Raw genomic sequence first — 23574 nt, 5'->3', positions numbered from 1 at the left:
GAAGCAAATGGGATTTTTAAAAAAATTATTCGGTAATGTCGAAAAAGCGAATAAAGGCGAAATTCCTGTCGAGGAAATTGTCCCACCTTTTACAAATGATTTAGCAGAAGAAGCAGATGATTATTGGCGACAAATGGAACAAAACCTCTTGATAAACGCTGTAAAAGCTGCTGGTGGTCCTGAGGCAGTAGAACGTGCTTTTGTTCTTACTAATTTCAAAGAAAATCAAGAAACCTTTGAGCTCTTTTATCAGGTAAATGGTCAACTTCTTTCATGGAGAGAGATGGATGCGACTGTTGTTGATAAAATCAGCAATCAACTCCTTCCGCAAGCGGCAGAAGTAGCGCGTGCAGTAAATGAAAATTATGAAGAGGCAAATGTACCAGTAATCCAGTACGCTATGCTTCAGTTTGAAACTGCAACCATGGCTTGGTTTGGTCGGAAGCTGACAACAGCTTCTCCAGAAGCTCAATTGACTTTTGAAGAATTGGTATCAGGTTGGCGCGCTATTTTGGAACAAGAAGTTCCAAATCGTCCTTTAGATAGTGACCGTCCGTTCCCTTACTTTGAAGTTTAAAAAATCCCAAATCCTTAAAAAACTTTCAATGGAGTATACTGTTGAGCTTACTCGCTTGATAAGTAACAAATTGAAAGAATCAGTGGGTAAAAATGCAAATTCTGAACAGGAATCCCTTCTGTTCAGAATTTTTTTCAAAAAAGGACCTAATAAATATTCACAAAACTGCTTTTATATGGTAAAATAAAACAATTACATTTAGTGGAGATGAAGTATGAATATTTTTAGAACCAAGGATGTTAGTCTGAGACAGACAGAGATGCACTGCCATTTGAAGTTGTGGGATTTGATTCTTTTAGGAATAGGTGCCATGGTGGGGACGGGGATTTTCACCATTACAGGAACAGCAGCGGCTACCCTAGCTGGTCCATCACTAGTGATTTCCATTGTGATTTCTGCCCTGTGTGTTTCTCTATCAGCCCTCTTTTTTGCAGAATTTGCCTCTCGTGTTCCTGCAACTGGTGGTGCTTATAGTTACCTCTATGCGATTCTAGGAGAATTGCCAGCCTGGATTGCTGGCTGGCTGACCATCATGGAATTCATGACGGCTGTTTCAGGTGTGGCGTCTGGCTGGGCAGCTTACTTTAAGGGATTGCTTAGTAATTATGGTATCTCCATGCCGCAAGCCTTGAATGGAACCTTTAACCCTGAACAAGGAACCTATATCGATCTTCTGCCTATTTTAGTACTTACCTTGGTAACGGGATTGGTTTTATTAAATTCTAAGGCAGCTTTGAGATTTAATTCGCTTTTAGTGGTCTTGAAATTCTCAGCTCTCGCCTTATTTATCCTAGTTGGTATTTGGTACATCAAGCCTGAAAATTGGACGAATTTTGCTCCATTTGGTTTTGGTCAACTATATGGTGCAAGTACTGGGATTATGGCGGGTGCATCTTTGATGTTCTTTGGATTTCTCGGATTTGAGTCTATTTCCATGGCAGTTGATGAAATTCAAAGTCCGCAAAAAAATATTCCCCGCGGAATTGTGCTTTCTCTGACAATTGTCACCATTCTCTATGCCTTGGTAACCTTAGTATTGACAGGGATTGTTCACTACAGTAAGCTCAATGTGGACGATGCAGTAGCATTTTCATTACGGAGTATTGGTATCGGCTGGGTAGCAAATTATGTTTCGCTTGTAGCAATTCTAACCCTGATAACCGTATGTATCTCCATGACTTATGCTTTGTCTCGGATGATTTATAGCTTAGCACGTGATGGACTTTTACCTCAAAGTTTCAAACAATTAAGCAAGACTAGTCGCGTTCCTAAAAATGCAACCCTCTTGACAGGAGTTGCTTCAGCCATTGCTGCAGGAGTCTTTCCTCTAGCCAGTATTGCTGCCTTCTTAAATATCTGTACCTTAGCTTATCTCATTTTGCTAGCCTATGGAATAATAAAACTCAGAAAGGATAAGGGTATGCCAAAAGAGGGAGAGTTTAAAACTCCCTTGGTACCACTCTTGCCAATTCTTTCCATCCTTATCTGTGTTTCCTTTATGCTTCAATATAGCCTAGATACCTGGATTGCCTTTGGCATCGCTCTTCTAGTTGGTCTAGTCATTTACTTTACTTACGGGTTCCGCCATTCAACCCTCGCAGAAGAAGAATAAAAGCTGGGAATTCCCAGCTTTTTTAATCTTTCACATAAGTAAATCCTTCACCCAGAATTTCATGAGCCTCAGTGATGGTGATAAAGGCTTGAGGGTCGATTTTGTGAATCATATCTTTCATTTTTACGATTTCGTTTCGACCGACGATACAGTAGATAATTTTTAAATCCTTTTTGCTGTAGTAGCCTTGACCAGATATAAAGGTAACGCCACGTCCGAGTTCATCGTTTATCTCTTTGGCCAATTGATCAGGATATTGGGTAATAATCATAAATCCTTTACCAGCATAACCTCCTTCGCCGATCAAGTCGATAACACGAGCGATGATAAAGTCAAATAAGAGGGTATAGGTAACTAGACGAAGATCCTGGAAGATAATCAAAATCAACATTAGGATAAAAAAGTCAATCCCAAAGAGCAATTTTCCAATCGAAATATTAGTGTATTTGTTGAGGATACGGGCAACGATATCAGAGCCACCAGTGGTTCCACCAGCATTAAAGATAATTCCTAAACCAACCCCCAGTAAGACTCCTGAGACTAAAGCGACAATGATGAGATCCCCTTGCAAGTCGATGTGCAAAGGAATGCGCTCAAAGATTGCTAGCCAAACGGAAAGTGAAATAGATCCTAGAAGGCTGGAGTAGAGGGTCTTAGGTCCAAATATCTTCCAAGCCAGGATAAATAAAGGGATATTAATCAAGAGGTTCATCAATGAGACAGGAATCTTAAAAAGATAGTAGGTAATCAAGGTAATACCTGTCGCCCCTCCCTCAAATAAATGATAAGGAACAACAAAGTAAGTAAGACCGAAGGCATAGATAGCAGCTCCAAAAATAATAGTGATAATCGGTTGAAGTTTTCGAATCATGGCTGTTCCTCACTTTTCTATAGATAGATTATACCAAAAATTCAGTTCTTTTCATCGGATCACTTATGATTTTTTATCATTTTTTTGATATAATAAAGGAGAAAATCCCAATCCTATCGAGAAGAATAGAAAGATTGAATTATGACACAAGTAAAAATTGTAACGGACTCTTCTGTTACTATCGAACCAGAAGTAGTTAAAGAATTAAATATCACTGTTGTCCCTCTATCAGTTATGATTGATAGTGTGCTTTATTCGGATGCAGATTTTAAAGAGGGAGAATTCCTTCATCTTATGCAACAAAGTAAGAATCTGCCTAAAACAAGTCAGCCACCTGTAGGAGTGTTTGCTGAGGTCTTTGAAGAACTAGGTAAAGACGGCAGTCAAATTATCGCCATTCACATGTCCCATGCCTTGTCTGGAACTGTGGAAGCTGCTCGCCAAGGGGCCAGTCTCTCAACTGCTGATGTAACAGTTATTGATAGTTCCTTTACAGATCAAGCGATGAAGTTCCAAGTTGTTGAAGCCGCAAAACTTGCTAAAGAAGGTAAAGACTTAGAAACGATCTTAGCTCATGTAGAGGACGTCAAAAATCATACAGAACTCTATCTCGGTGTTTCGACGCTAGAAAACTTAGTTAAGGGTGGTCGTATTGGACGTGTGACAGGATTACTAAGCTCACTCTTGAATATTCGTGTAGTAATGCAGATGAAAAACCACGAACTCCAACCAATCGCCAAAGGACGTGGAGCGAAAACTTTCAAAAAGTGGCTTGAGGAATTAACCAATACTCTTTCCCAAAAATCAGTTGCAGAAATTGGAATTTCCTATGCTGGAACGAACGAATTGGCGAATGAGATGAAGGCATTATTGCAACCTTATGTCGAGAAGCCAATCTCTGTATTGGAAACTGGCTCTATTATTCAAACTCATACTGGAGAGAATGCTTGGGCAATTCTAATTCGCTACAATTCCTAAAAAAATAGAGAAAAAATAGTCAAAATAGTGTTTTTGACTTGACCTATAGCCGATTTTAGGATATGATTATATTTGTTAATTAGAAATTATTTGGAGGATTTGTTAACATGGCAAACAAACAAGATTTGATCGCTAAAGTAGCAGAAGCTACAGAATTGACTAAGAAAGATTCAGCAGCAGCAGTTGACGCTGTATTTGCAGCAGTAACTGAATACCTTGCAGCTGGTGAAAAAGTTCAATTGATCGGTTTCGGTAACTTTGAAGTTCGTGAGCGTGCTGCACGTAAAGGTCGCAACCCACAAACTGGTAAAGAAATCAAAATCGCAGCTTCTAAAGTTCCAGCATTCAAAGCTGGTAAAGCTCTTAAAGACGCTGTTAAATAATGAATTTTCAAAAAGCCTATTGTATCAAGCTTCATTGCTTGGTCGATAGGCTTTTTTTGTTTATTTGAAGAGTTGAGTTATGATTCTGTGCAAAAAGAAAAAGGTTCCCATGTTTGAGAACCTTCTTTTCATTAGTTTTTAGAAGCTGCTTGGAATTCAGGGTTTTTCCATGCTTCATCAATGATAGCTTGCAATTCTTTAGCAGATGCTTGCATTTTTTGAGTTTCAGCATCGTTCAATGGGATGTTTACTGGACGAACGATACCGTGTGCACCAACAACAGCTGGTTGACCGATAAAGACGTTTTTAACACCGTATTGACCTTCTTGGAAGACTGAAAGTGGAAGTACTGCATTTTCGTCATCAAGGATTGCTTTTGTGATACGAGCAAGTGCTACAGCGATACCGTAGTAGGTAGCTCCTTTTTTGTTGATGATTGTGTAGGCAGCGTCACGAACACCTTCGAACAATTCAATCAATTCAGCTTCTTGAACGTTTTGAGTGTCTTTAAGGAATTCTTCAAGGTTTACACCAGCGATGTTAGCGTGTGACCAAACCGCAAATTCAGAATCTCCGTGTTCACCCATGATGTAGGCGTGAACTGAACGAGCATCAACATCCAATTTTTCAGCAAGTGCTTGACGGAAACGTGCTGAGTCAAGTGAAGTACCTGAACCGATAACACGTTCTTTAGGGAATCCAGAGAATTTCCAAGTTGAGTAAGTCAAAACATCAACTGGGTTAGCCGCAACAAGGAAGATACCATCAAAACCTGATTCAACAACTTGTGTTACAATTGATTTGTTGATAGCCAAGTTTTTACCTACAAGGTCAAGGCGAGTTTCACCTGGTTTTTGAGGAGCACCTGCAGTGATAACAACAAGGTCAGCGTCTGCACAGTCAGAGTATTGAGCAGCGTAGATTTTTTTAGGTGAAGTGAAGGCAAGGGCGTGGCTAAGGTCAAGCGCATCACCAACAGCTTTTTCGTGTAATTGTGGAATTTCGATAATTCCAAGCTCTTGTGCAATTCCTTGGTTAACAAGTGCGAAAGCATAAGATGAACCTACGGCACCGTCACCAACAAGGATCACTTTTTTGTGTTGTTTAGTTGAAGTCATTATCTAAACATCTCCTTCATTTTTTTTAGGGGAATCCCCAGACAATTTCATTCTATCACTTTTGAAAAGCTTTGTCACGAATATTCTATTCGGTTATTGATGTAAACGTTTTAGTGGTTTTCAAAGACTGAAATGAAGGACAAATTATGGTATAATATATCTAATTACTAATAGTGAAATGAGGCATTTATGAATGCAGGATAGAAATTTAGTGAATGTCAATCTGACAAAGGAGATGAAGACCAGCTTTATCGACTACGCCATGAGCGTTATCGTCGCGCGGGCCCTTCCTGATGTTCGAGATGGCTTAAAACCTGTTCACCGTCGTATTCTTTACGGAATGAATGAGCTAGGTGTTACACCAGACAAACCTCATAAAAAATCAGCTCGTATTACAGGGGATGTTATGGGTAAATACCACCCACACGGAGATTTCTCTATTTACGAAGCCATGGTTCGTATGGCCCAGTGGTGGAGCTACCGTTACATGCTCGTTGATGGGCATGGAAACTTTGGTTCTATGGACGGGGACGGTGCTGCCGCGCAGCGGTACACTGAGGCACGTATGAGCAAGATTGCTCTTGAAATGCTTCGTGACATCAACAAAAACACAGTTGATTTCGTAGACAACTACGATGCTAACGAACGTGAACCCTTGGTTTTGCCTGCTCGTTTTCCAAACCTTTTGGTCAATGGAGCAACGGGTATCGCTGTTGGGATGGCAACCAATATTCCACCTCACAACTTGGGTGAAACCATTGATGCAGTGAAGTTGGTTATGGATAATCCTGAAGTGACGACTAAGGACTTGATGGAAGTCTTGCCTGGTCCAGATTTTCCAACCGGTGCTCTTGTTATGGGGAAATCAGGTATCCATAAGGCCTATGAGACTGGTAAAGGTTCCATTGTCCTTCGTTCTCGTACAGAGATTGAAACCACTAAGACAGGTCGTGAGCGCATCGTTGTAACGGAATTCCCTTATATGGTTAATAAAACCAAGGTACATGAGCATATTGTTCGCTTGGTTCAGGAAAAACGAATTGAGGGCATTACAGCCGTACGTGATGAGTCCAACCGCGAAGGCGTTCGCTTTGTAATCGAGGTTAAACGCGACGCGTCTGCCAACGTTATCCTTAACAACCTCTTCAAGATGACCCAGATGCAAACCAACTTTGGTTTCAACATGTTGGCGATTCAAAATGGTGTGCCAAAAATCTTGTCCCTTCGTCAAATTTTGGATGCTTATATCGAACACCAAAAAGAAGTGGTTGTTCGCCGTACTCGTTTTGACAAGGAAAAAGCAGAAGCGCGTGCGCACATCTTAGAAGGTCTTTTAATTGCACTTGATCATATCGACGAAGTGATTCGTATTATCCGTGCAAGTGAAACAGATGCCGAAGCACAAGCTGAGTTGATGAGCAAGTTTAAGCTTTCAGAGCGTCAAAGTCAGGCAATCCTTGATATGCGTCTTCGTCGTTTGACAGGATTGGAACGTGATAAGATTCAGTCTGAATATGATGAATTGATCGCCTTAATTGCAGATTTGGCAGATATCCTTGCCAAGCCTGAGCGCGTGGCTCAAATCATCAAAGAGGAATTGGACGAAGTCAAACGCAAGTTTGGTGACAAACGTCGTACGGAGTTGATGGTCGGAGAAGTCTTGACACTTGAGGACGAAGACTTGATTGAGGAGACGGATGTTTTGATTACCCTATCTAACAAGGGCTATATCAAACGTTTGGACCAAGGTGAGTTTACTGCCCAAAAACGTGGAGGCCGTGGAGTTCAAGGTACCGGGGTTAAGGATGATGACTTTGTGCGTGAGTTGGTTTCAACTAGCACCCATGATCATCTGCTCTTCTTTACCAATAAAGGACGCGTATACCGACTAAAAGGTTATGAAATCCCAGAATATGGTCGTACAGCCAAGGGCTTGCCAGTTGTCAATCTATTGAAGTTGGACGAAGGTGAGAGCATTCAGACCATCATCAACGTTGAGTCTGAACGTAGTGATGACGCCTATCTCTTCTTTACAACTCGTCACGGTGTCGTGAAGAGAACCAGTGTCAAAGAATTTGCAAATATTCGTCAAAATGGACTTAAAGCCTTGAATCTCAAGGATGAGGATGAATTAATCAATGTCTTGCTGACAGAAGAAGATACGGATATTATCATTGGTACCAAGTATGGTTATGCTGTTCGCTTTAATCAATCAGCTGTTCGTGGCATGAGTCGTATCGCGACAGGTGTTCGAGGGGTCAATCTTCGTGATGGAGACACAGTAGTTGGTGCTAGCGTGATTACAAATCAAGACGAAGTTCTTATCATTACTGAAAAAGGATACGGTAAACGTACACTTGCTACGGAATATCCTACCAAAGGCCGTGGTGGTAAAGGGATGAAGACAGCCAATGTTGCTGAGAAGAATGGTCCTCTGGCAGGTCTCCTCACTGTTAAGGGGGATGAAGACCTGATGATTATCACAGATACAGGTGTCATGATCCGTACAAATGTTGCCAATATTTCACAAACGGGACGCTCAACTATGGGAGTTAAGGTGATGCGTCTAGATCAGGATGCTAAGATTGTAACCTTTACAACGGTTGCTGCGGCAGAAAAAGAAGAAGTTGGGACTGAAATTGAAACAGAAGGTGAAGCATAATGTCTCATAAAAAAACGAAAAATAAAAAGAGTAAGAAAAATAAGCGCAGAAATCTATTTATCAATATTTTAGCGGGTTTCTTAATTCTTCTTTCCTTAGCCTTGATTTTTAATTCAAAGATTCGCGATATCTTTTTGGTATGGAATACCAATAAATACCAAGTCAATCAAGTCACTAAGGAAAATATAGATGAAAACCTAAAATCCGAGGGAAATTTTGATTTTGACTCTGTTAAGTCTATTTCATCTGAAGCTGTATTGGCTTCACAATGGGATGCTCAGAAACTTCCTGTTATTGGAGGTATCGCTATTCCTGAGGTGGAGATTAACCTCCCTATTTTCAAAGGGTTGGATAATGTAAACTTGTTCTACGGAGCAGGGACCATGAAACCAGATCAAAAAATGGGAGAAGGGAACTATTCTCTAGCCAGTCACCATATCTTTACTGCTGAAAATGCCAGTCAAATGCTCTTCTCACCTTTGGTCAATGCCAAAGCGGGTATGAAAATTTACCTGACGGATAAGGATAAAGTTTATACTTATGAGATTACAGAAGTAAAACGTGTTACACCAGACCGTGTAGATGAAATCGAAGATCGTGATGGCGTAAAAGAGATTACTTTGGTTACCTGTGTTGATTATAATGCGACCGAGCGTATAATCGTCAAAGGAATCTTTAAAGAATCAAAAGCTTATTCTGAGACTTCTGAGGATATTTTGAAGGCCTTTAATCAACCGTATAGACAACGTTATTAAGAATGAATGAACCAGTGAAGTGCTATTTCACTGGTTTTTATGTTAACAAAATAGAATCAAAATAGTTCTTATGAAAAAGGATAAGAAGGCTTAGGATAAAGATTTTTAAGATAAATATTTTAGAAATTTACGGAAAACGCTTTCTAGAAAACAAGAATTATGTTATAATTATCACAAATAAAAGTTTAGGAGTTTTTTTATGGTCTCTTCAGAATTTATTTCAAAGATTGAATTTGCTTGCAAGAAGAAAGAAAGTCTTTATAGCCAAAGCAAGTTTAAGTATGCGATTCGTTCCATGTTTGCAGGTGCTTTTATGACATTTAGTACGGCTGCAGGTGCAGTTGGTGCTGACTTGATAAATAAAATCGCACCAGGCAGTGGTCGCTTCCTCTTCCCATTCGTTTTTGCTTGGGGATTGGCCTACATTGTTTTCTTGAATGCTGAGCTGGTAACTTCAAATATGATGTTTTTGACAGCTGGTAGTTTCTTGAAAAAAATCTCTTGGAGAAAAACAGCTGAGATTTTGCTTTACTGTACCTTCTTCAATCTCATCGGAGCTTTGATAGCAGGTTGGGGCTTTGCTCATTCGGCAGCCTATGCAAATCTAACACATGATAGCTTCATTTCAGGGGTTGTAGAGATGAAGTTAGGCCGTTCCAATGAGCTAGTCTTGCTTGAAGGTATTTTAGCCAATATCTTTGTAAACATTGCTATTCTTTCATTTGTTTTGGTGAAAGACGGTGGAGCCAAACTTTGGCTTGTTTTGTCAGCAATTTACATGTTTGTATTCTTAACAAACGAACACATTGCTGCGAACTTTGCTTCTTTTGCGATTGTTAAGTTTAGTGTTGCAGCAGATTCAATTGCTAACTTTGACATACCTAATATTCTTCGTCACTGGGGTGTAACCTTTATCGGGAACTTTATCGGAGGAGGTCTCTTGATGGGCTTACCATACGCCTTCCTCAATAAAAACGAAGATACTTATGTCGATTAAAGAAATGAGCACGAGTGAATCGTGCTTTTTTGTTTGAGACGTAAGACTAGTCATAGTTGTTCCTTATATCAAAATATAGAAAAACGGTATTGGAAAAGACTAGCCCAAGATGATACAATATCCCTAATGAAGCTATTTGGAGGTCGTCTTATGACTCGTGATTTTAAATTTGAAACTCTACAATTACATGCTGGGCAAGTAGTTGATCCAGCAACTAAGTCTCGTGCAGTACCGATTTATCAAACAACATCCTTCGTTTTTGATGACACGCAAGAAGGTGCCGATTTGTTTGCCTTGAGAAAACCAGGGAACATTTATACTCGTATTACCAACCCTACAACAGCGGCATTTGAAGAAAGAATAGCTGCTCTTGAAGGTGGTGTTGGGGCACTAGCGACAGCATCAGGTATGGCTGCTGTAACCTACACTATTTTGGCGCTTGCTCACGCAGGTGACCATGTGGTGGCTGCGTCAACTATTTACGGTGGGACCTTCAACCTCTTGAAGGAAACCCTTCCTCGTTATGGGATCACAACTACCTTTGTGGATGTGGATAATTTGGAAGAAGTGGAAGCAGCTATCAATGACAATACCAAGCTTGTCTTGATTGAAACCTTGGGGAATCCCTTGATTAACATTCCTGACTTAGAAAAATTGGCTGAGATTGCGCATAAACACCAGATTCCTCTCGTTTCGGACAACACTTTTGCCGCACCATATTTGATTAACGTCTTCTCTCACGGTGTAGATATTGCCATTCACTCAGCAACTAAGTTTATCGGTGGACATGGTACGACTATTGGAGGAGTGATTGTCGATAGTGGTCGTTTTGACTGGAAGGCTTCAGGGAACTTCCCTCAATTTGTTGAGGAAGACCCAAGTTACCATAACTTGAGCTATACTCGTGATGTGGGTGCAGCAGCCTTTATTATCGCTGTTCGTGTTCAATTGCTCCGTGATACAGGTGCTGCCTTGTCACCATTTAATGCCTTTCTCTTGCTCCAAGGGCTTGAAACGCTATCTCTTCGTGTCGAACGCCATGTGCAAAATGCTGAGAAAATTGTTGATTTCCTTGTCAACCATCCTAAGGTAGAGAAGGTAAATTATCCAAAACTTGCTGACAGTCCTTACCATGACTTGGCTGAGAAATATTTGCCAAAAGGTGTTGGTTCAATCTTTACCTTCCATGTTAAAGGCGGAGAGGCAGAAGCTCGCAAGGTTATTGATAATTTGGAAATCTTCTCTGACCTTGCAAACGTGGCAGATGCAAAATCTCTTGTTGTCCATCCTGCGACAACCACTCACGGTCAGTTGTCAGAAAAAGATCTAGAAGCAGCAGGTGTAACACCAAACCAAATCCGCTTGTCGATCGGTCTTGAAAATGTAGAGGATTTGATTGAAGATTTGCGTTTGGCCTTGGAAAAAATTTAAAGTAACAGATATAAACAGTGGGTTTCGACTCACTGTTTTTGATTTTCCCTCAAGCATGATATAATGGTTACAGAAGTCTAGAAAGAGGAAAGTTATGAACGAAATCAAATGCCCCAACTGTGGGGAAGTCTTTACAGTAAATGAGAGTCAGTATGCTGAACTTTTATCCCAAGTGAGAACGGCTGAGTTTGATAAGGAATTGCACGATCGAATGAAGCAGGAGCTGGCCTTAGCTGAGCAGAAGGCTATGAATGAGCAACAGTCTAAACTAGCTCAAAAAGACCAAGAAATTGCGCAATTGCAGAGTCAAATCCAAAACTTTGATACAGAGAAAGAGTTGGCCAAGAAAGAAGTTGAACAGACAAGCCATGAGGCTTTATTAGCTAAGGACAAGGAAGTGCAGGCCTTGGAAAACCAACTGGCTACCTTGCGTTTGGAGCATGAAAATCAACTGCAAAAGACCCTTTCTGACCTAGAAAAAGAACGGGATCAAGTTAAAAATCAGCTCCTTTTGCAAGAAAAGGAAAATGAGTTGTCTCTGGCCTCAGTCAAGCAAAATTACGAAGCCCAGCTCAAGGCTGCTAGTGAACAAGTCGAATTTTACAAGAATTTCAAAGCCCAACAATCCACAAAAGCTATCGGGGAAAGTCTGGAACAGTATGCGGAGAGTGAGTTCAATAAGGTTCGCAGTTTTGCCTTTCCAAATGCCTACTTTGAGAAGGATAACAAGGTCTCTGCGCGAGGATCTAAGGGGGACTTTATCTTCCGTGATTTTGATGAAAATGGTCTAGAATTCATTTCCATCATGTTTGAAATGAAAAACGAAGCGGATGGGACGGAGAAGAAGCATAAGAATGCAGATTTTTACAAGGAATTGGACAAGGACCGTCGGGAAAAGAACTGCGAGTATGCGGTTTTAGTGACTATGCTTGAGGCGGATAATGACTACTTCAACACCGGTATCGTGGATGTCAGCCACGAATATGAAAAGATGTATGTCGTCCGTCCCCAGTTCTTCATCCAGTTGATTGGTCTCCTGCGAAATGCGGCTCTTAATTCTTTGAAATACAAGCAAGAGTTGACCTTAGTCCGGGAGCAAAATATTGATATTACGCATTTTGAGGAAGATTTGGATGCCTTCAAAGTAGCTTTTGCCAAAAATTACAACTCTGCTTCAACCAACTTTGGAAAAGCTATCGATGAAATCGATAAGGCCATCAAGCGGATGGAAGAGGTTAAGAAATTCCTGACCACATCAGAAAATCAACTCCGCCTTGCAAACAACAAGCTAGAAGATGTTTCCGTTAAAAAATTGACCCGCAAAAATCCAACAATGAAAGCAAAGTTTGAAGCGCTGAAGGGGGAGTAGAAAGCAAAACATGAACGGTATTATCAACTTAAGAAAAGAAGCGGGCATGACCTCGCATGATGCGGTCTTTAAACTGCGTAAGATTTTGGGAACTAAGAAAATCGGTCATGGTGGGACGCTGGATCCGGATGTGGTGGGTGTTTTACCTATTGCAGTTGGCAAGGCGACTCGCATGGTCGAGTTTATGCAGGATGAGGGCAAGGTCTACGAGGGGGAGATTACTATCGGCTATTCAACGACGACCGAGGATGCCAGTGGGGAAGTGGTCGCTGAGACACCCGTTTTGTCGCCATTGGATGAAAAGCTTGTCGATGAAGCAATTGCTAATCTGACTGGGCCTATTAGTCAGATTCCGCCTATGTATTCGGCTGTCAAGGTTAATGGTCGCAAGCTCTATGAGTATGCGCGTGCTGGTCAGGAAGTGGAGCGTCCAGAACGTCAGGTGACCATTTATCAATTTGAACGAACAAGTCCGATTTCTTATGAGGGGCATCTTGCAAGCTTTACTTTTCGTGTAAAATGCAGTAAGGGAACCTATATCCGTACCTTATCGGTTGACTTGGGTGAGAAGCTGGGTTATGCGGCCCATATGTCCCATTTGACTCGGACTAGTGCAGCCGGTTTACATCTAGAAGATGCTTTTACCTTGGACGAAATTGCTGCAAAAGTGGAGGCAGAGCAACTGGACTTTCTTTATCCGTTAGAGATTGGAACAGGGGACCTTGTCAAAGTTTTTCTAACTCCAGAACAGGCTACAGAAGTCCGCTTTGGTCGTTTTATCGAGCTAGAACAGTCGGATAAGGAGATAGCTGCCTTTGAAGGAAATACATTGCTAGCCATTCTAGAAAAAAGGGGCAATCTCTACAAGCCAAGAAAGGTTTTTAGCTAGTCTAACTGGGGTGTATGGATTGGAAATGTTTCACCCCATACTGTCCAAATCAGACTATAAATTTTGTAAAAAATGTGATAGAATAGACGACGGATAAAAAACGGAGGATAGCATGCAAAATAGACCAATCATTATCGGAGTGACAGGTGGTTCTGGTGGTGGTAAGACCAGTGTTTCAAGAGCCATTTTATCGCATTTCCCTGATGAAAAGATTTCCATGATTGAGCATGATTCATACTACAAGGATCAGTCTCACTTGACTTTTGAAGAGCGTGTCAAAACCAACTATGACCACCCTTTTGCCTTTGATACAGATTTGATGATCGAGCAGATTAAGGAATTGTTGGCGGGGCGTCCAGTGGACATTCCAACTTATGACTATACAGCGCATACGCGGAGTAGAAAGACCTATCGTCAGGAGCCTCAGGATGTCTTTATCGTTGAGGGGATTTTGGTTTTGGAGGACAAGCGTCTGCGCGATTTGATGGATATCAAGATTTTTGTGGATACAGATGATGATGTGCGCATTATTCGTCGTATCAAGCGTGATATGGAGGAGCGTGGCCGTAGTCTAGATAGCGTTATTGATCAGTATTTGGGTGTGGTCAAACCCATGTACCACCAGTTTATCGAGCCGACCAAGCGGTATGCGGATATCGTCATTCCTGAAGGGGTCAGCAATACAGTTGCTATTGACCTTTTGACCACCAAGATTGCAAAGATTTTGGAAGAAGCACGAAACAGCAAATAATCAGATGAGGAGGCCATGCCTCCTTTTTCTATTTTTCCTTGAGTTTCAGTAGGAAAAAGGTGATTTTTAAGCATGTTTTTGGTATAATAATACCCATGGAAAAGCAAGAAAATGAATAGTAGGTGGAGATGGAAAAGTATTTATCGGTAACAACTTTGACCAAGTATCTGAAAATGAAATTCGATAAAGACCCTTACTTGGAACGGGTCTATTTAACTGGTCAAGTTTCCAATTTTCGTAAACGACCTACTCATCAATATTTCTCCTTAAAAGATGACCATGCGGTTATTCAAGCAACCATCTGGTCAGGGATCTATCAGAAAATAGGTTTCGACCTGGAAGAAGGGATGAAAATCAATGTGATTGGGCGTGTTCAGGTTTATGAACCGAGCGGGAGCTACTCTATCATCATTGAAAAGGCTGAACCTGATGGAGTTGGTGCGCTTGCGATTCAGTTTGAACAACTCAAGAAAAAACTAACGGAAGAAGGTCTCTTTCAAGAACGGTTCAAGCAGCCTCTGCCCCAGTTTGCTAAGAGAATCGGTGTGGTAACCAGTCGCAGTGGAGCTGTTATTCGAGATATCATCACGACTGTCAGCAGGCGCTTTCCAGGTGTTGATATCCTTCTCTATCCAACTAAGGTGCAAGGTGATGGAGCTGCGGAGGAAATTGCTCGAAATATTGCTCGTGCTAATCAGCGTGAGGACCTAGATGTCCTCATCATTGGTCGTGGAGGTGGTTCCATCGAGGATCTCTGGGCCTTTAACGAAGAGATTGTGGTACGGGCTATTTTTGAATCTCGCTTGCCAATCATTTCTAGTGTTGGGCATGAGACGGATGTGACCTTGGCAGATTTTGTAGCGGATCGTCGGGCGGCGACGCCAACCGCTGCTGCAGAACTGGCAACGCCTGTAACTAAGTTGGATCTCTTGACCCATTTGCAAAATCAAGAAAAACGAATGGCAACAGCGGTTCAGAATGTCCTGTCAAGGAAAAAAGAGGTTTTGAAAAAATGCAGTCAGTCTGTGATTTTTAGACAACCAGAGCGCTTGTATGATGGTTATTTGCAACGCTTGGACCAACTGCAACTGCGCTTAAAACAAAGTTTGCGAACACGGATTTCTGATAATAAACAGCTAGTCCAAGCAAGGACGCATCAACTGCTACAATTATCACCTATTACCAAAATCCAGCGTTATCAAGACCGTCTAGGTCAGTTGGACAAGCTCCTACGTAGCCAAATGGCGCTGGTTTATGATGCCAAGGTTGCTGAGGTGAAGCGACTTTCAGAAGCTCTACTGATGTTGGATACCAGTCGAATCGTGGCGCGTGGTTATGCAATTGTCAAAAAAGAAGAGTCCGTAGTCGATTCTGTTGAGATGTTGAAGAAAAAAGACCAAGTGACGCTTTTGATGCGAGATGGTCAAGTAGAATTAGAGGTTAAAGATGTCAAAACAAAAGAAATTTGAGGAAAATCTAGCAGAATTGGAGACCATTGTCCAAAGTTTGGAAAATGGTGAAATCGCTCTGGAAGATGCGATTGCTGCCTTTCAAAAGGGCATGGTCTTGTCAAAAGAGCTCCAAGCGACGCTGGACAAGGCTGAAAAGACCTTGGTTAAGGTCATGCAAGAAGACGGAACAGAAAGTGATTTTGAATGAAGAAGCAAGAAAAATTAGCTCTTGTGGAGTCGGCTTTGGAAGACTTTTATGGAGACCAGCAGTTTGCTTCTAGTTTACGGGAGTCTGTTCTCTATTCCATTCATGCTGGTGGCAAGCGTATTCGTCCTTTTCTCTTGCTAGAAGTTCTGGAATCCCTGCAAGTCGTTATCCAATCAGCACATGCTCAAGTGGCAGCGGCCTTGGAAATGATTCATACTGGAAGTTTGATTCACGATGACCTTCCAGCTATGGATGACGACGATTATCGTCGGGGACGCTTGACCAATCATAAGAAATTCGGCGAAGCAATGGCAATTTTGGCAGGAGATGCTTTGTTCTTAGATCCCTATGCCTTGATAGCGCAGGCAGATTTGCCAAGTCAGATCAAGGTGGACTTGATAGCCAACTTATCCCTTGCGTCAGGTAGTTTGGGCATGGTGGCAGGGCAGGTTCTGGACATGGAGGGTGAACGTCAGCACTTGTCTTTGGAAGAACTTCAGACCATTCATGCTAATAAAACAGGGAAATTACTAGCCTATCCTTTCCAAGCAGCAGCTATTATAGCTGAATTGGCACCTGAAATACAGGCAAAGCTAAAAACTGTGGGTGAATTGATCGGACTTGCTTTTCAAGTCAGGGATGATGTGTTAGATGTTACCGCTAGTTTCGAGGAAATAGGCAAGACACCACAAAAGGATTTACAAGCTGAAAAATCAACCTATCCTGCCTTGCTGGGCTTGGAAGAGGCTATTGCCTTTTGTAACCAAACTCTGGATCAAGCCAATGCGAAATTAGAAGAAATTGCTGAGCAGGTTAGTTTTGAAACAGAACCGATTGTGAAAGTAGTAGAAAGTTTGAGAATCAATGGCTAAGGAAAGAGTGGATGTACTAGCTTATAAACAGGGCTTGTTTGAAACGAGAGAGCAGGCCAAGCGTGGTGTCATGGCTGGCCTAGTCGTAGCAGTCCTTAATGGAGAACGGTTTGACAAGCCAGGAGAGAAAATTCCAGATGACACCGAGCTAAAACTCAAGGGGGAGAAACTCAAGTATGTCAGCCGTGGTGGCTTGAAACTGGAAAAGGCCTTGCAGGTCTTTGATTTGTCAGTGGATGGGGCGACCACGATTGATATTGGGGCTTCTACTGGTGGCTTTACCGATGTCATGTTGCAGAATGGTGCTGAGCTTGTTTACGCGGTGGATGTTGGGACTAATCAGTTAGCCTGGAAACTGCGCCAAGATTCTCGGGTTGTCAGCATGGAGCAGTTTAATTTCCGCTATGCAGAAAAGACTGACTTTGAGCAGGAACCAAGTTTTGCCAGTATTGATGTGAGTTTCATTTCCCTTAGTCTGATCTTACCAGCCCTACATCGAGTTTTGGCTGATCAAGGTCAGGTGGTAGCTCTTATCAAACCGCAGTTTGAGGCAGGCCGTGAGCAAATTGGAAAAAATGGAATTATTCATGATGCTAAGGTTCACCAACATGTCCTTGAATCAGTCACTGATATGGCGGTTGAGCAAGGCTTTTCTGTGCTTGGATTAGACTATTCACCAATCCAAGGTGGACATGGAAACATCGAATTTCTGGCATATTTGAAAAAGGAAAATGGAGCAAGTAACCAAGTTGCCCCTGAAATAGAAAAAGTTGTAGAGAGAGCACATAGAGAATTTAAAGATGAATAAAAAAGAAAGACTTGAAAAAATTAGAAGATTTGTAACAGATTACCAAATCGGAACACAGGAAGAAATCGTTGAGCACTTAAAGGAAGCAGGTATCTCTGCCACTCAAGCTACTGTATCAAGAGACATCAAAGAGCTTGGTATTGTTAAAATTCCTTTGAAAAACAACACTTATATCTATGAATTGCCAAAATCAATTGTGAAGAGTTTGCAGTTGGCTGAGAATAACATCGAAGGTTCTCAAGTAATGGGTAACATGCTTAACCTCAATGTCATTCCGGGAAATACAGTATTTGTGAAAGGTCAGCTGGTTGCAGCATTTTCTGATAAGATTTTTAGCTGCATTGCGGATGACAATTCAATTTTGATTGTGGCAAAAACAGAGGAAGCAGCTAAGGAAATATCTGAACAAGTTAAAAAATGGTAGGTCGATATGTTACTTGAAATTTCGATTAAAAATTTTGCCATTATAGAGGCGATTTCGCTCAATTTTGAAAAAGGCATGACAGTCTTAACTGGTGAAACAGGTGCTGGTAAATCAATTATTATCGATGCCATGAACATGATGCTAGGAGCTAGAGCGGCTACGGATGTCATTCGTCATGGTGCTCCCAAGGCTGAGATTGAAGGGCTTTTCTCTGTTGAGAATAGTCGTTCTTTACAAGAACTCTTTGACGAGCAAGGTTTGGAATTGGGGGATGAGATTATCATCCGTCGTGAAATTCTTCAAAATGGGCGAAGTGTTAGTCGAGTGAATGGCCAGATGGTCAATCTTTCTGTCTTGCGTGCTATTGGGCAACACCTTGTGGATATCCATGGTCAACATGACCAAGAAGAGTTAATGCGTCCGCAACTTCATATCCAAATGTTGGATGAATTTGGTGATGCAGCATTTTTTGAGTTGAAACAAGCCTATCAGACAAGTTTTGATGCCTATCGCAAAATGCGTAAACAAGTTCTTGAAGTCAAGAAAAATCAGCAGGAACACAAGTCTCGCATTGAGATGTTGGAATTTCAAATGGCAGAGATTGAGGCGGTAAATTTGCAAGCTGGGGAAGATGTTAGTCTCAATAAAGAACGAGACAAACTCCTCAACCATAAAAATATAGCAGATACCTTGACAAATGCCTACACTATGTTGGATAATGAGGAATTCTCCAGCCTAGCAAATGTCCGTTCCGCTATGAATGACATGGAAAGTATCGAAGAATACGATCCTGAATACCGTGAAATTTCAAGTTCTCTATCAGAAACCTACTATGTTCTAGAAGATATTACCAAGCGTTTGGAAGATATCATAGAAGATCTAGATTTTGATGGCAATCGCCTGATGCAGGTTGAAAATCGCTTAGATTTGCTCAATACAATCACACGTAAGTATGGGGGGACTGTAGACGAGGTCTTGCTTTACTTTGCTAAGATTACGGAAGAGTACAATCTCTTGACAGGAAATAACCTTTCCTCCGAAGACATGGAAGTAGAGCTTAAGAAATTGGAAGTCAATCTTGTTGCGTTGGCAAATCAGCTAGCTTCAGCCCGCCATGACTTGGCCCAGCAGCTAGAAGCAGAGATAAAACAAGAACTGCAAGATCTTTATATGGAGAAGGCTCAATTTCAAGTTCGCTTTAGCAAGGGCAAATTTAGTCGTGAGGGGAATGAAACGGTCGAGTTTTACATTTCTACCAACCCAGGTGAAGACTTTAAACCTTTGGTTAAGGTGGCATCTGGTGGGGAATTGTCTCGTCTCATGCTAGCCATCAAGTCTGCCTTTTCTCGTAAGGAAGGTAAGACCAGTATTGTCTTTGATGAGGTGGATACGGGAGTTTCAGGTCGTGTTGCTCAAGCTATTGCTCAGAAGATTCACAAGATTGGCCAACATGGTCAGGTTTTAGCTATTTCTCACCTACCACAAGTAATTGCGATTGCGGATTATCAATTCTTTATTGAAAAGATTAGTGACGAACATTCAACTGTTTCGACAGTTCGTCTCTTGACTTTAGAAGAACGAGTAGAGGAAGTTGCTAAGATGTTAGCAGGAGAGAATGTAACAGAAGCAGCCCTTACCCAAGCGAAAGAATTATTGCAAACGAGGGAGAAATAAATGACAGACTATTATGTAATTGGAGATGTCCATGGAAAAGCAGGTATGCTGGAAGACTTGCTCAAAACATGGGATGGTCGCACCCAGTTGCTTTTTCTAGGGGATTTGATTGACCGAGGTGAAGATAGTCGCCGTGTTCTAGAAATGGTCAAGGACCTGGTGGACAATCAAGGGGCTATCTGTCTATCAGGAAACCATGAGTATATGTTTTTGACTTGGTTGGACAATCCTGAAGAAAGCTATGACCACTATCGTCGAAATGGTGGTGATACAACTATTAACTCTATCCTAGGTCGTCCCTTGGATGCACCTGTGGATGCAGTTGAAGACGCTAAACGCGTCGAGACGGAAGCAGCAGATTTAGTCGAATTTATTCGTCAGATGCCTTTTGTTGTTGAGACAGACAAGTATATCTTTGTACATGCTGGTATTGATTTGACCTTGGATGATTGGCATGAAACGACTGATTACAAGAAAGTCTGGCTCAGAAAACCATTCCACGAAGCCGAAAATCATACTGGGAAAATGATTGTCTTTGGGCATACACCAGTCTATGGTCTACTAGATCAGAAACCAGGTACTGCTGACCTTTGGGTGACAGAGGATGGTAAGATTGGCATGGATGGAGGAGCTGTCTATGGTGGTGTCCTTCATGGAATCATCTTTACAGACCAAGGAATGACCGAACACCACTTTATCGAAAATGATGGCTTTATTGCCGAAGATTAGTACTCCTAGCAGGGTATGGTCTTGTCAAAATGTTAAAAACAATTTATAATAAATAGATACCCTGAAAGGAAGAGAATCATGAATTTAGAAGAATTGAAAAAACGACAGGAGAAGATCCGGAACTTCTCTATTATCGCCCATATTGACCACGGGAAGTCTACTTTGGCAGACCGCATTTTGGAAAAGACGGAGACGGTTTCTAGTCGTGAAATGCAAGCCCAGCTTCTGGATAGTATGGATCTTGAGCGTGAACGTGGGATTACCATCAAACTCAATGCCATTGAGCTCAATTACACTGCAAAAGATGGAGAGACCTATATTTTTCACTTGATAGACACACCTGGGCATGTGGACTTTACCTATGAAGTGTCGCGTTCGCTAGCAGCCTGTGAGGGAGCTATTCTGGTGGTCGATGCAGCCCAAGGGATTGAGGCTCAAACTCTTGCCAACGTTTATCTAGCCTTGGACAATGATTTGGAAATTCTTCCTGTTATTAACAAGATTGACCTACCAGCAGCTGATCCTGAGCGCGTTCGTACGGAGATTGAAGATGTCATTGGACTGGATGCCAGTGAAGCAGTCTTAGCTTCTGCCAAAGCTGGTATTGGTATCGAAGAGATTCTTGAGCAAATCGTGGAAAAAGTGCCAGCACCAACAGGTGATGTAACGGCGCCACTTAAGGCATTGATTTTCGACTCTGTTTACGATGCCTACCGCGGGGTTATCCTCCAGGTTCGTGTCATGGATGGAGTAGTCAAACCTGGCGATAAGATTCAGCTTATGAGTAATGGCAAGACCTTTGATGTGACGGAAGTCGGAATTTTCACACCGAAAGCTGTAGGGCGTGATTTCCTAGCCACAGGTGACGTTGGTTATATTGCGGCTTCTATCAAGACGGTTCAAAATACTCGTGTCGGTGATACAGTGACCCTAGCAAGCAATCCTGCCACAGAGCCTCTAGATGGCTACAAGCAAATGAACCCTATGGTCTTTGCAGGACTTTACCCAATCGAGTCAAACAAGTACAATGACCTTCGTGAAGCCCTTGAGAAACTGCAGCTCAACGATGCTAGCTTGCAGTTTGAACCAGAAACATCTCAGGCTCTTGGATTTGGTTTCCGTTGTGGATTCCTTGGACTCCTCCATATGGATGTTATCCAAGAGCGTTTAGAGCGTGAGTTTAACATTGACCTCATTATGACAGCTCCTTCTGTTATCTACAAGGTTAACCAAACTGACGGTGAGTCTATGGATGTGTCAAATCCATCAGAATTCCCAGACCCAACTAAGATTGCGACCATTGAAGAACCGTATGTCAAGGCTCAGATTATGGTGCCGCAGGAGTTCGTTGGAGCAGTGATGGAACTGGCTCAACGCAAGCGTGGGGACTTTGTGACTATGGATTATATTGATGACAATCGTGTCAATGTCATCTATCAAATTCCACTTGCTGAAATTGTATTTGACTTTTTTGATAAGCTCAAGTCTTCGACACGTGGTTATGCAAGCTTTGACTACGAATTGTCAGAGTACCGTCCATCTAAGCTGGTCAAAATGGACATCCTTCTCAATGGTGATAAGGTCGATGCCCTCAGCTTTATCGTTCACAAGGATTTTGCTTACGAACGTGGGAAACTCATCGTTGATAAGCTCAAGAAAATCATCCCTCGTCAACAGTTTGAGGTGCCAATTCAGGCAGCTATTGGACACAAAATTGTGGCTCGTACGGATATCAAGGCCCTTCGTAAAAACGTACTTGCCAAGTGTTATGGTGGTGACGTTTCGCGTAAACGTAAACTCCTTGAAAAACAAAAAGCTGGTAAGAAGCGTATGAAAGCTATCGGATCAGTGGAAGTTCCACAAGAGGCTTTCCTTAGCGTCTTGAGCATGGATGAAGAATAGAAATAGAAAACTCTTGAATTTTTCTCAAGGGTTTTTTCTATTTTTGCTAAACGAAAGCTATCAAATACGAAAGTTGACTAAAATCAAAATTCAGATTATCATGTCTTCTTTTTATGATTTTTACGAATAGATAGATGAGTAGAAAAAGAAATGGAGTTGTATATGAAAATCACAAACTATGAGATTTACAAATTAAGAAAAGCAGGCTTGACCAATCAACAGATTTTAACTGTCCTTGAATATGACGAGACTGTGGAGCAGGAACTTTTGTTAGGAGATATTGCTGAAATCTCTGGTTGCCGCAATCCTGCTGTCTTTATGGAACGCTATTTCCAGATTGATGATGCGCAGTTGGAGAAGGAGTTCCAAAAAATCCCATCCTTCTCGATTCTAGACGACTGTTATCCTTGGGATCTGAGTGAGATTTATGATGCTCCAGCTCTTTTGTTTTACAAAGGGAATCTGGATTTACTGAAGTTTCCAAAGGTTGCTCTTGTGGGGAGTCGTTCTTGTTCCAGCCAAGGTGCTAAGTCGGTCCAGAAAATTATCCAAGGTTTGGAAAACGAGTTAATCGTGGTCAGTGGCTTGGCCAAAGGAATCGATACCGCTGCCCATATGGCTGCGCTCCAGAATGGAGGACGAACGATTGCTGTCATTGGAACTGGATTGGATGTCTTTTATCCACGTGCTAATAAACGCTTGCAGGACTACATTGGAAATCATCATCTAGTGCTAAGTGAGTACGGTCCAGGTGAAGAACCCTTGAAATTTCACTTTCCAGCTCGTAATCGCATCATTGCTGGCCTTTGCCGTGGTGTGATCGTTGCAGAGGCAAGGATGCGCTCTGGGAGTCTCATTACCTGTGAACGCGCCATGGAGGAAGGACGCGATGTCTTTGCTATTCCAGGGAACATTCTTGATGGCCATTCAGATGGTTGCCACCATTTGATCCAAGAAGGAGCAAAACTGGTCACAAGTGGTCAAGATGTGTTGGCAGAGTTTGAATTTTAAGGAGAAATTGTTCATTCAGATAAACTTTTCTTCTATATATAGGAGTTAAGTCTTGACAGCTATAGAAAAATGGTTTACACTTTATAAAGTTTATTACTTTGA

The 23574-nt window shown here is 41.8% G+C and carries 22 protein-coding genes; 20 read left to right on the top strand and 2 right to left on the bottom strand.

Annotated features, from left to right (window positions below):
- Nucleotides 1-7: 7 nt before the first annotated feature.
- Both ACIY19_RS02915 and ACIY19_RS02910 read left to right on the top strand, forming a co-directional pair.
- Nucleotides 8-577, top strand: coding sequence for a hypothetical protein (locus tag ACIY19_RS02915; protein ID WP_000506264.1), 570 nt, complete (start codon nt 8-10; stop codon nt 575-577).
- Nucleotides 578-791: 214 nt separating this feature from the next.
- Nucleotides 792-2189, top strand: coding sequence for an APC family permease (locus tag ACIY19_RS02910; protein ID WP_409002656.1), 1398 nt, complete (start codon nt 792-794; stop codon nt 2187-2189).
- Between the two features lie 22 nt (nt 2190-2211).
- On the opposite strand, the gene ACIY19_RS02905 is transcribed toward ACIY19_RS02910, so the two are convergent.
- Nucleotides 2212-3060 carry a YitT family protein gene (locus tag ACIY19_RS02905; RefSeq protein ID WP_044020617.1) on the bottom strand — a complete coding sequence of 283 codons (849 nt, stop codon included), beginning with the start codon at nt 3058-3060 and terminating at the stop codon, nt 2212-2214.
- 141 nt (nt 3061-3201) lie between these two features.
- Here ACIY19_RS02905 and ACIY19_RS02900 point away from each other — a divergent pair, with 141 nt between their 5' ends.
- Complete coding sequence (locus tag ACIY19_RS02900) at nt 3202-4038, top strand: DegV family protein (RefSeq protein ID WP_409002655.1); 837 nt, start codon at nt 3202-3204, stop codon at nt 4036-4038.
- A 107-nt stretch (nt 4039-4145) separates the two neighbouring features.
- Nucleotides 4146-4421 (top strand): HU family DNA-binding protein, encoded by a 276-nt coding sequence (locus ACIY19_RS02895; RefSeq protein WP_001284636.1) that lies wholly within the window; start codon nt 4146-4148, stop codon nt 4419-4421.
- 131 nt (nt 4422-4552) lie between these two features.
- On the opposite strand, the gene ACIY19_RS02890 is transcribed toward ACIY19_RS02895, so the two are convergent.
- Complete coding sequence (locus tag ACIY19_RS02890) at nt 4553-5539, bottom strand: L-lactate dehydrogenase (RefSeq protein WP_000204722.1); 987 nt, start codon at nt 5537-5539, stop codon at nt 4553-4555.
- A gap of 193 nt (nt 5540-5732) precedes the next feature.
- Here ACIY19_RS02890 and gyrA point away from each other — a divergent pair, with 193 nt between their 5' ends.
- The 16 genes from gyrA (at nt 5733) to dprA (ending at nt 23472) form a co-directional block, all read left to right on the top strand.
- Nucleotides 5733-8201 carry a DNA gyrase subunit A gene (gene gyrA / locus ACIY19_RS02885; protein ID WP_409002654.1) on the top strand — a complete coding sequence of 823 codons (2469 nt, stop codon included), beginning with the start codon at nt 5733-5735 and terminating at the stop codon, nt 8199-8201.
- A complete protein-coding gene (locus tag ACIY19_RS02880; protein WP_000018508.1) occupies nt 8201-8956 on the top strand; it encodes a class A sortase in 756 nt (251 codons plus the stop codon). The genes gyrA and ACIY19_RS02880 overlap by 1 nt, the downstream gene beginning before the upstream one ends.
- Before the next feature lie 199 nt (nt 8957-9155).
- Nucleotides 9156-9953: a formate/nitrite transporter family protein gene (locus ACIY19_RS02875; RefSeq protein ID WP_000254790.1), complete on the top strand. Its 798-nt coding sequence runs from the start codon at nt 9156-9158 to the stop codon at nt 9951-9953.
- A 150-nt stretch (nt 9954-10103) separates the two neighbouring features.
- A complete protein-coding gene (locus ACIY19_RS02870; protein WP_409002665.1) occupies nt 10104-11384 on the top strand; it encodes an O-acetylhomoserine aminocarboxypropyltransferase/cysteine synthase family protein in 1281 nt (426 codons plus the stop codon).
- A 94-nt stretch (nt 11385-11478) separates the two neighbouring features.
- Nucleotides 11479-12753, top strand: coding sequence for a DUF2130 domain-containing protein (locus ACIY19_RS02865; RefSeq protein ID WP_409002653.1), 1275 nt, complete (start codon nt 11479-11481; stop codon nt 12751-12753).
- Between the two features lie 10 nt (nt 12754-12763).
- Nucleotides 12764-13642, top strand: coding sequence for a tRNA pseudouridine(55) synthase TruB (gene truB, locus ACIY19_RS02860; RefSeq protein ID WP_409002652.1), 879 nt, complete (start codon nt 12764-12766; stop codon nt 13640-13642).
- A 112-nt stretch (nt 13643-13754) separates the two neighbouring features.
- Entirely contained in the window at nt 13755-14393 is a 639-nt protein-coding gene (udk, locus tag ACIY19_RS02855; protein WP_409002651.1) for a uridine kinase, read from the top strand.
- 128 nt (nt 14394-14521) lie between these two features.
- The gene (gene xseA, locus ACIY19_RS02850) at nt 14522-15862 is read left to right on the top strand and encodes an exodeoxyribonuclease VII large subunit (RefSeq protein ID WP_409002650.1); all 1341 of its coding nucleotides are present in this window, start codon (nt 14522-14524) and stop codon (nt 15860-15862) included.
- Nucleotides 15840-16052: an exodeoxyribonuclease VII small subunit gene (locus ACIY19_RS02845; protein WP_000043226.1), complete on the top strand. Its 213-nt coding sequence runs from the start codon at nt 15840-15842 to the stop codon at nt 16050-16052. The genes xseA and ACIY19_RS02845 overlap by 23 nt, the downstream gene beginning before the upstream one ends.
- On the top strand, nt 16049-16924 hold the full coding sequence (locus tag ACIY19_RS02840) for a polyprenyl synthetase family protein (RefSeq protein ID WP_409002649.1): 876 nt from the start codon (nt 16049-16051) through the stop codon (nt 16922-16924). Before ACIY19_RS02845 ends, ACIY19_RS02840 begins: the two co-directional genes overlap by 4 nt.
- Complete coding sequence (locus tag ACIY19_RS02835; RefSeq protein ID WP_409002648.1) at nt 16917-17732, top strand: TlyA family RNA methyltransferase; 816 nt, start codon at nt 16917-16919, stop codon at nt 17730-17732. The genes ACIY19_RS02840 and ACIY19_RS02835 overlap by 8 nt, the downstream gene beginning before the upstream one ends.
- Nucleotides 17725-18156, top strand: coding sequence for an arginine repressor (locus tag ACIY19_RS02830; RefSeq protein WP_001034393.1), 432 nt, complete (start codon nt 17725-17727; stop codon nt 18154-18156). The genes ACIY19_RS02835 and ACIY19_RS02830 overlap by 8 nt, the downstream gene beginning before the upstream one ends.
- Before the next feature lie 6 nt (nt 18157-18162).
- Nucleotides 18163-19830 (top strand): DNA repair protein RecN, encoded by a 1668-nt coding sequence (recN, locus tag ACIY19_RS02825; protein WP_409002647.1) that lies wholly within the window; start codon nt 18163-18165, stop codon nt 19828-19830.
- Nucleotides 19831-20559 (top strand): metallophosphoesterase family protein, encoded by a 729-nt coding sequence (locus ACIY19_RS02820; protein WP_409002646.1) that lies wholly within the window; start codon nt 19831-19833, stop codon nt 20557-20559.
- Nucleotides 20560-20637: 78 nt separating this feature from the next.
- Nucleotides 20638-22461 carry a translation elongation factor 4 gene (lepA, locus tag ACIY19_RS02815; protein ID WP_409002645.1) on the top strand — a complete coding sequence of 608 codons (1824 nt, stop codon included), beginning with the start codon at nt 20638-20640 and terminating at the stop codon, nt 22459-22461.
- 162 nt (nt 22462-22623) lie between these two features.
- Entirely contained in the window at nt 22624-23472 is an 849-nt protein-coding gene (dprA, locus tag ACIY19_RS02810) for a DNA-processing protein DprA (RefSeq protein ID WP_409002644.1), read from the top strand.
- Nucleotides 23473-23574 lie beyond the last annotated feature (102 nt).

Source organism: Streptococcus sp. ST14 (genome assembly GCF_046098195.1).
Lineage (GTDB): Bacteria > Bacillota > Bacilli > Lactobacillales > Streptococcaceae > Streptococcus.
This window is presented reverse-complemented; position numbering and strand designations above follow the sequence as displayed.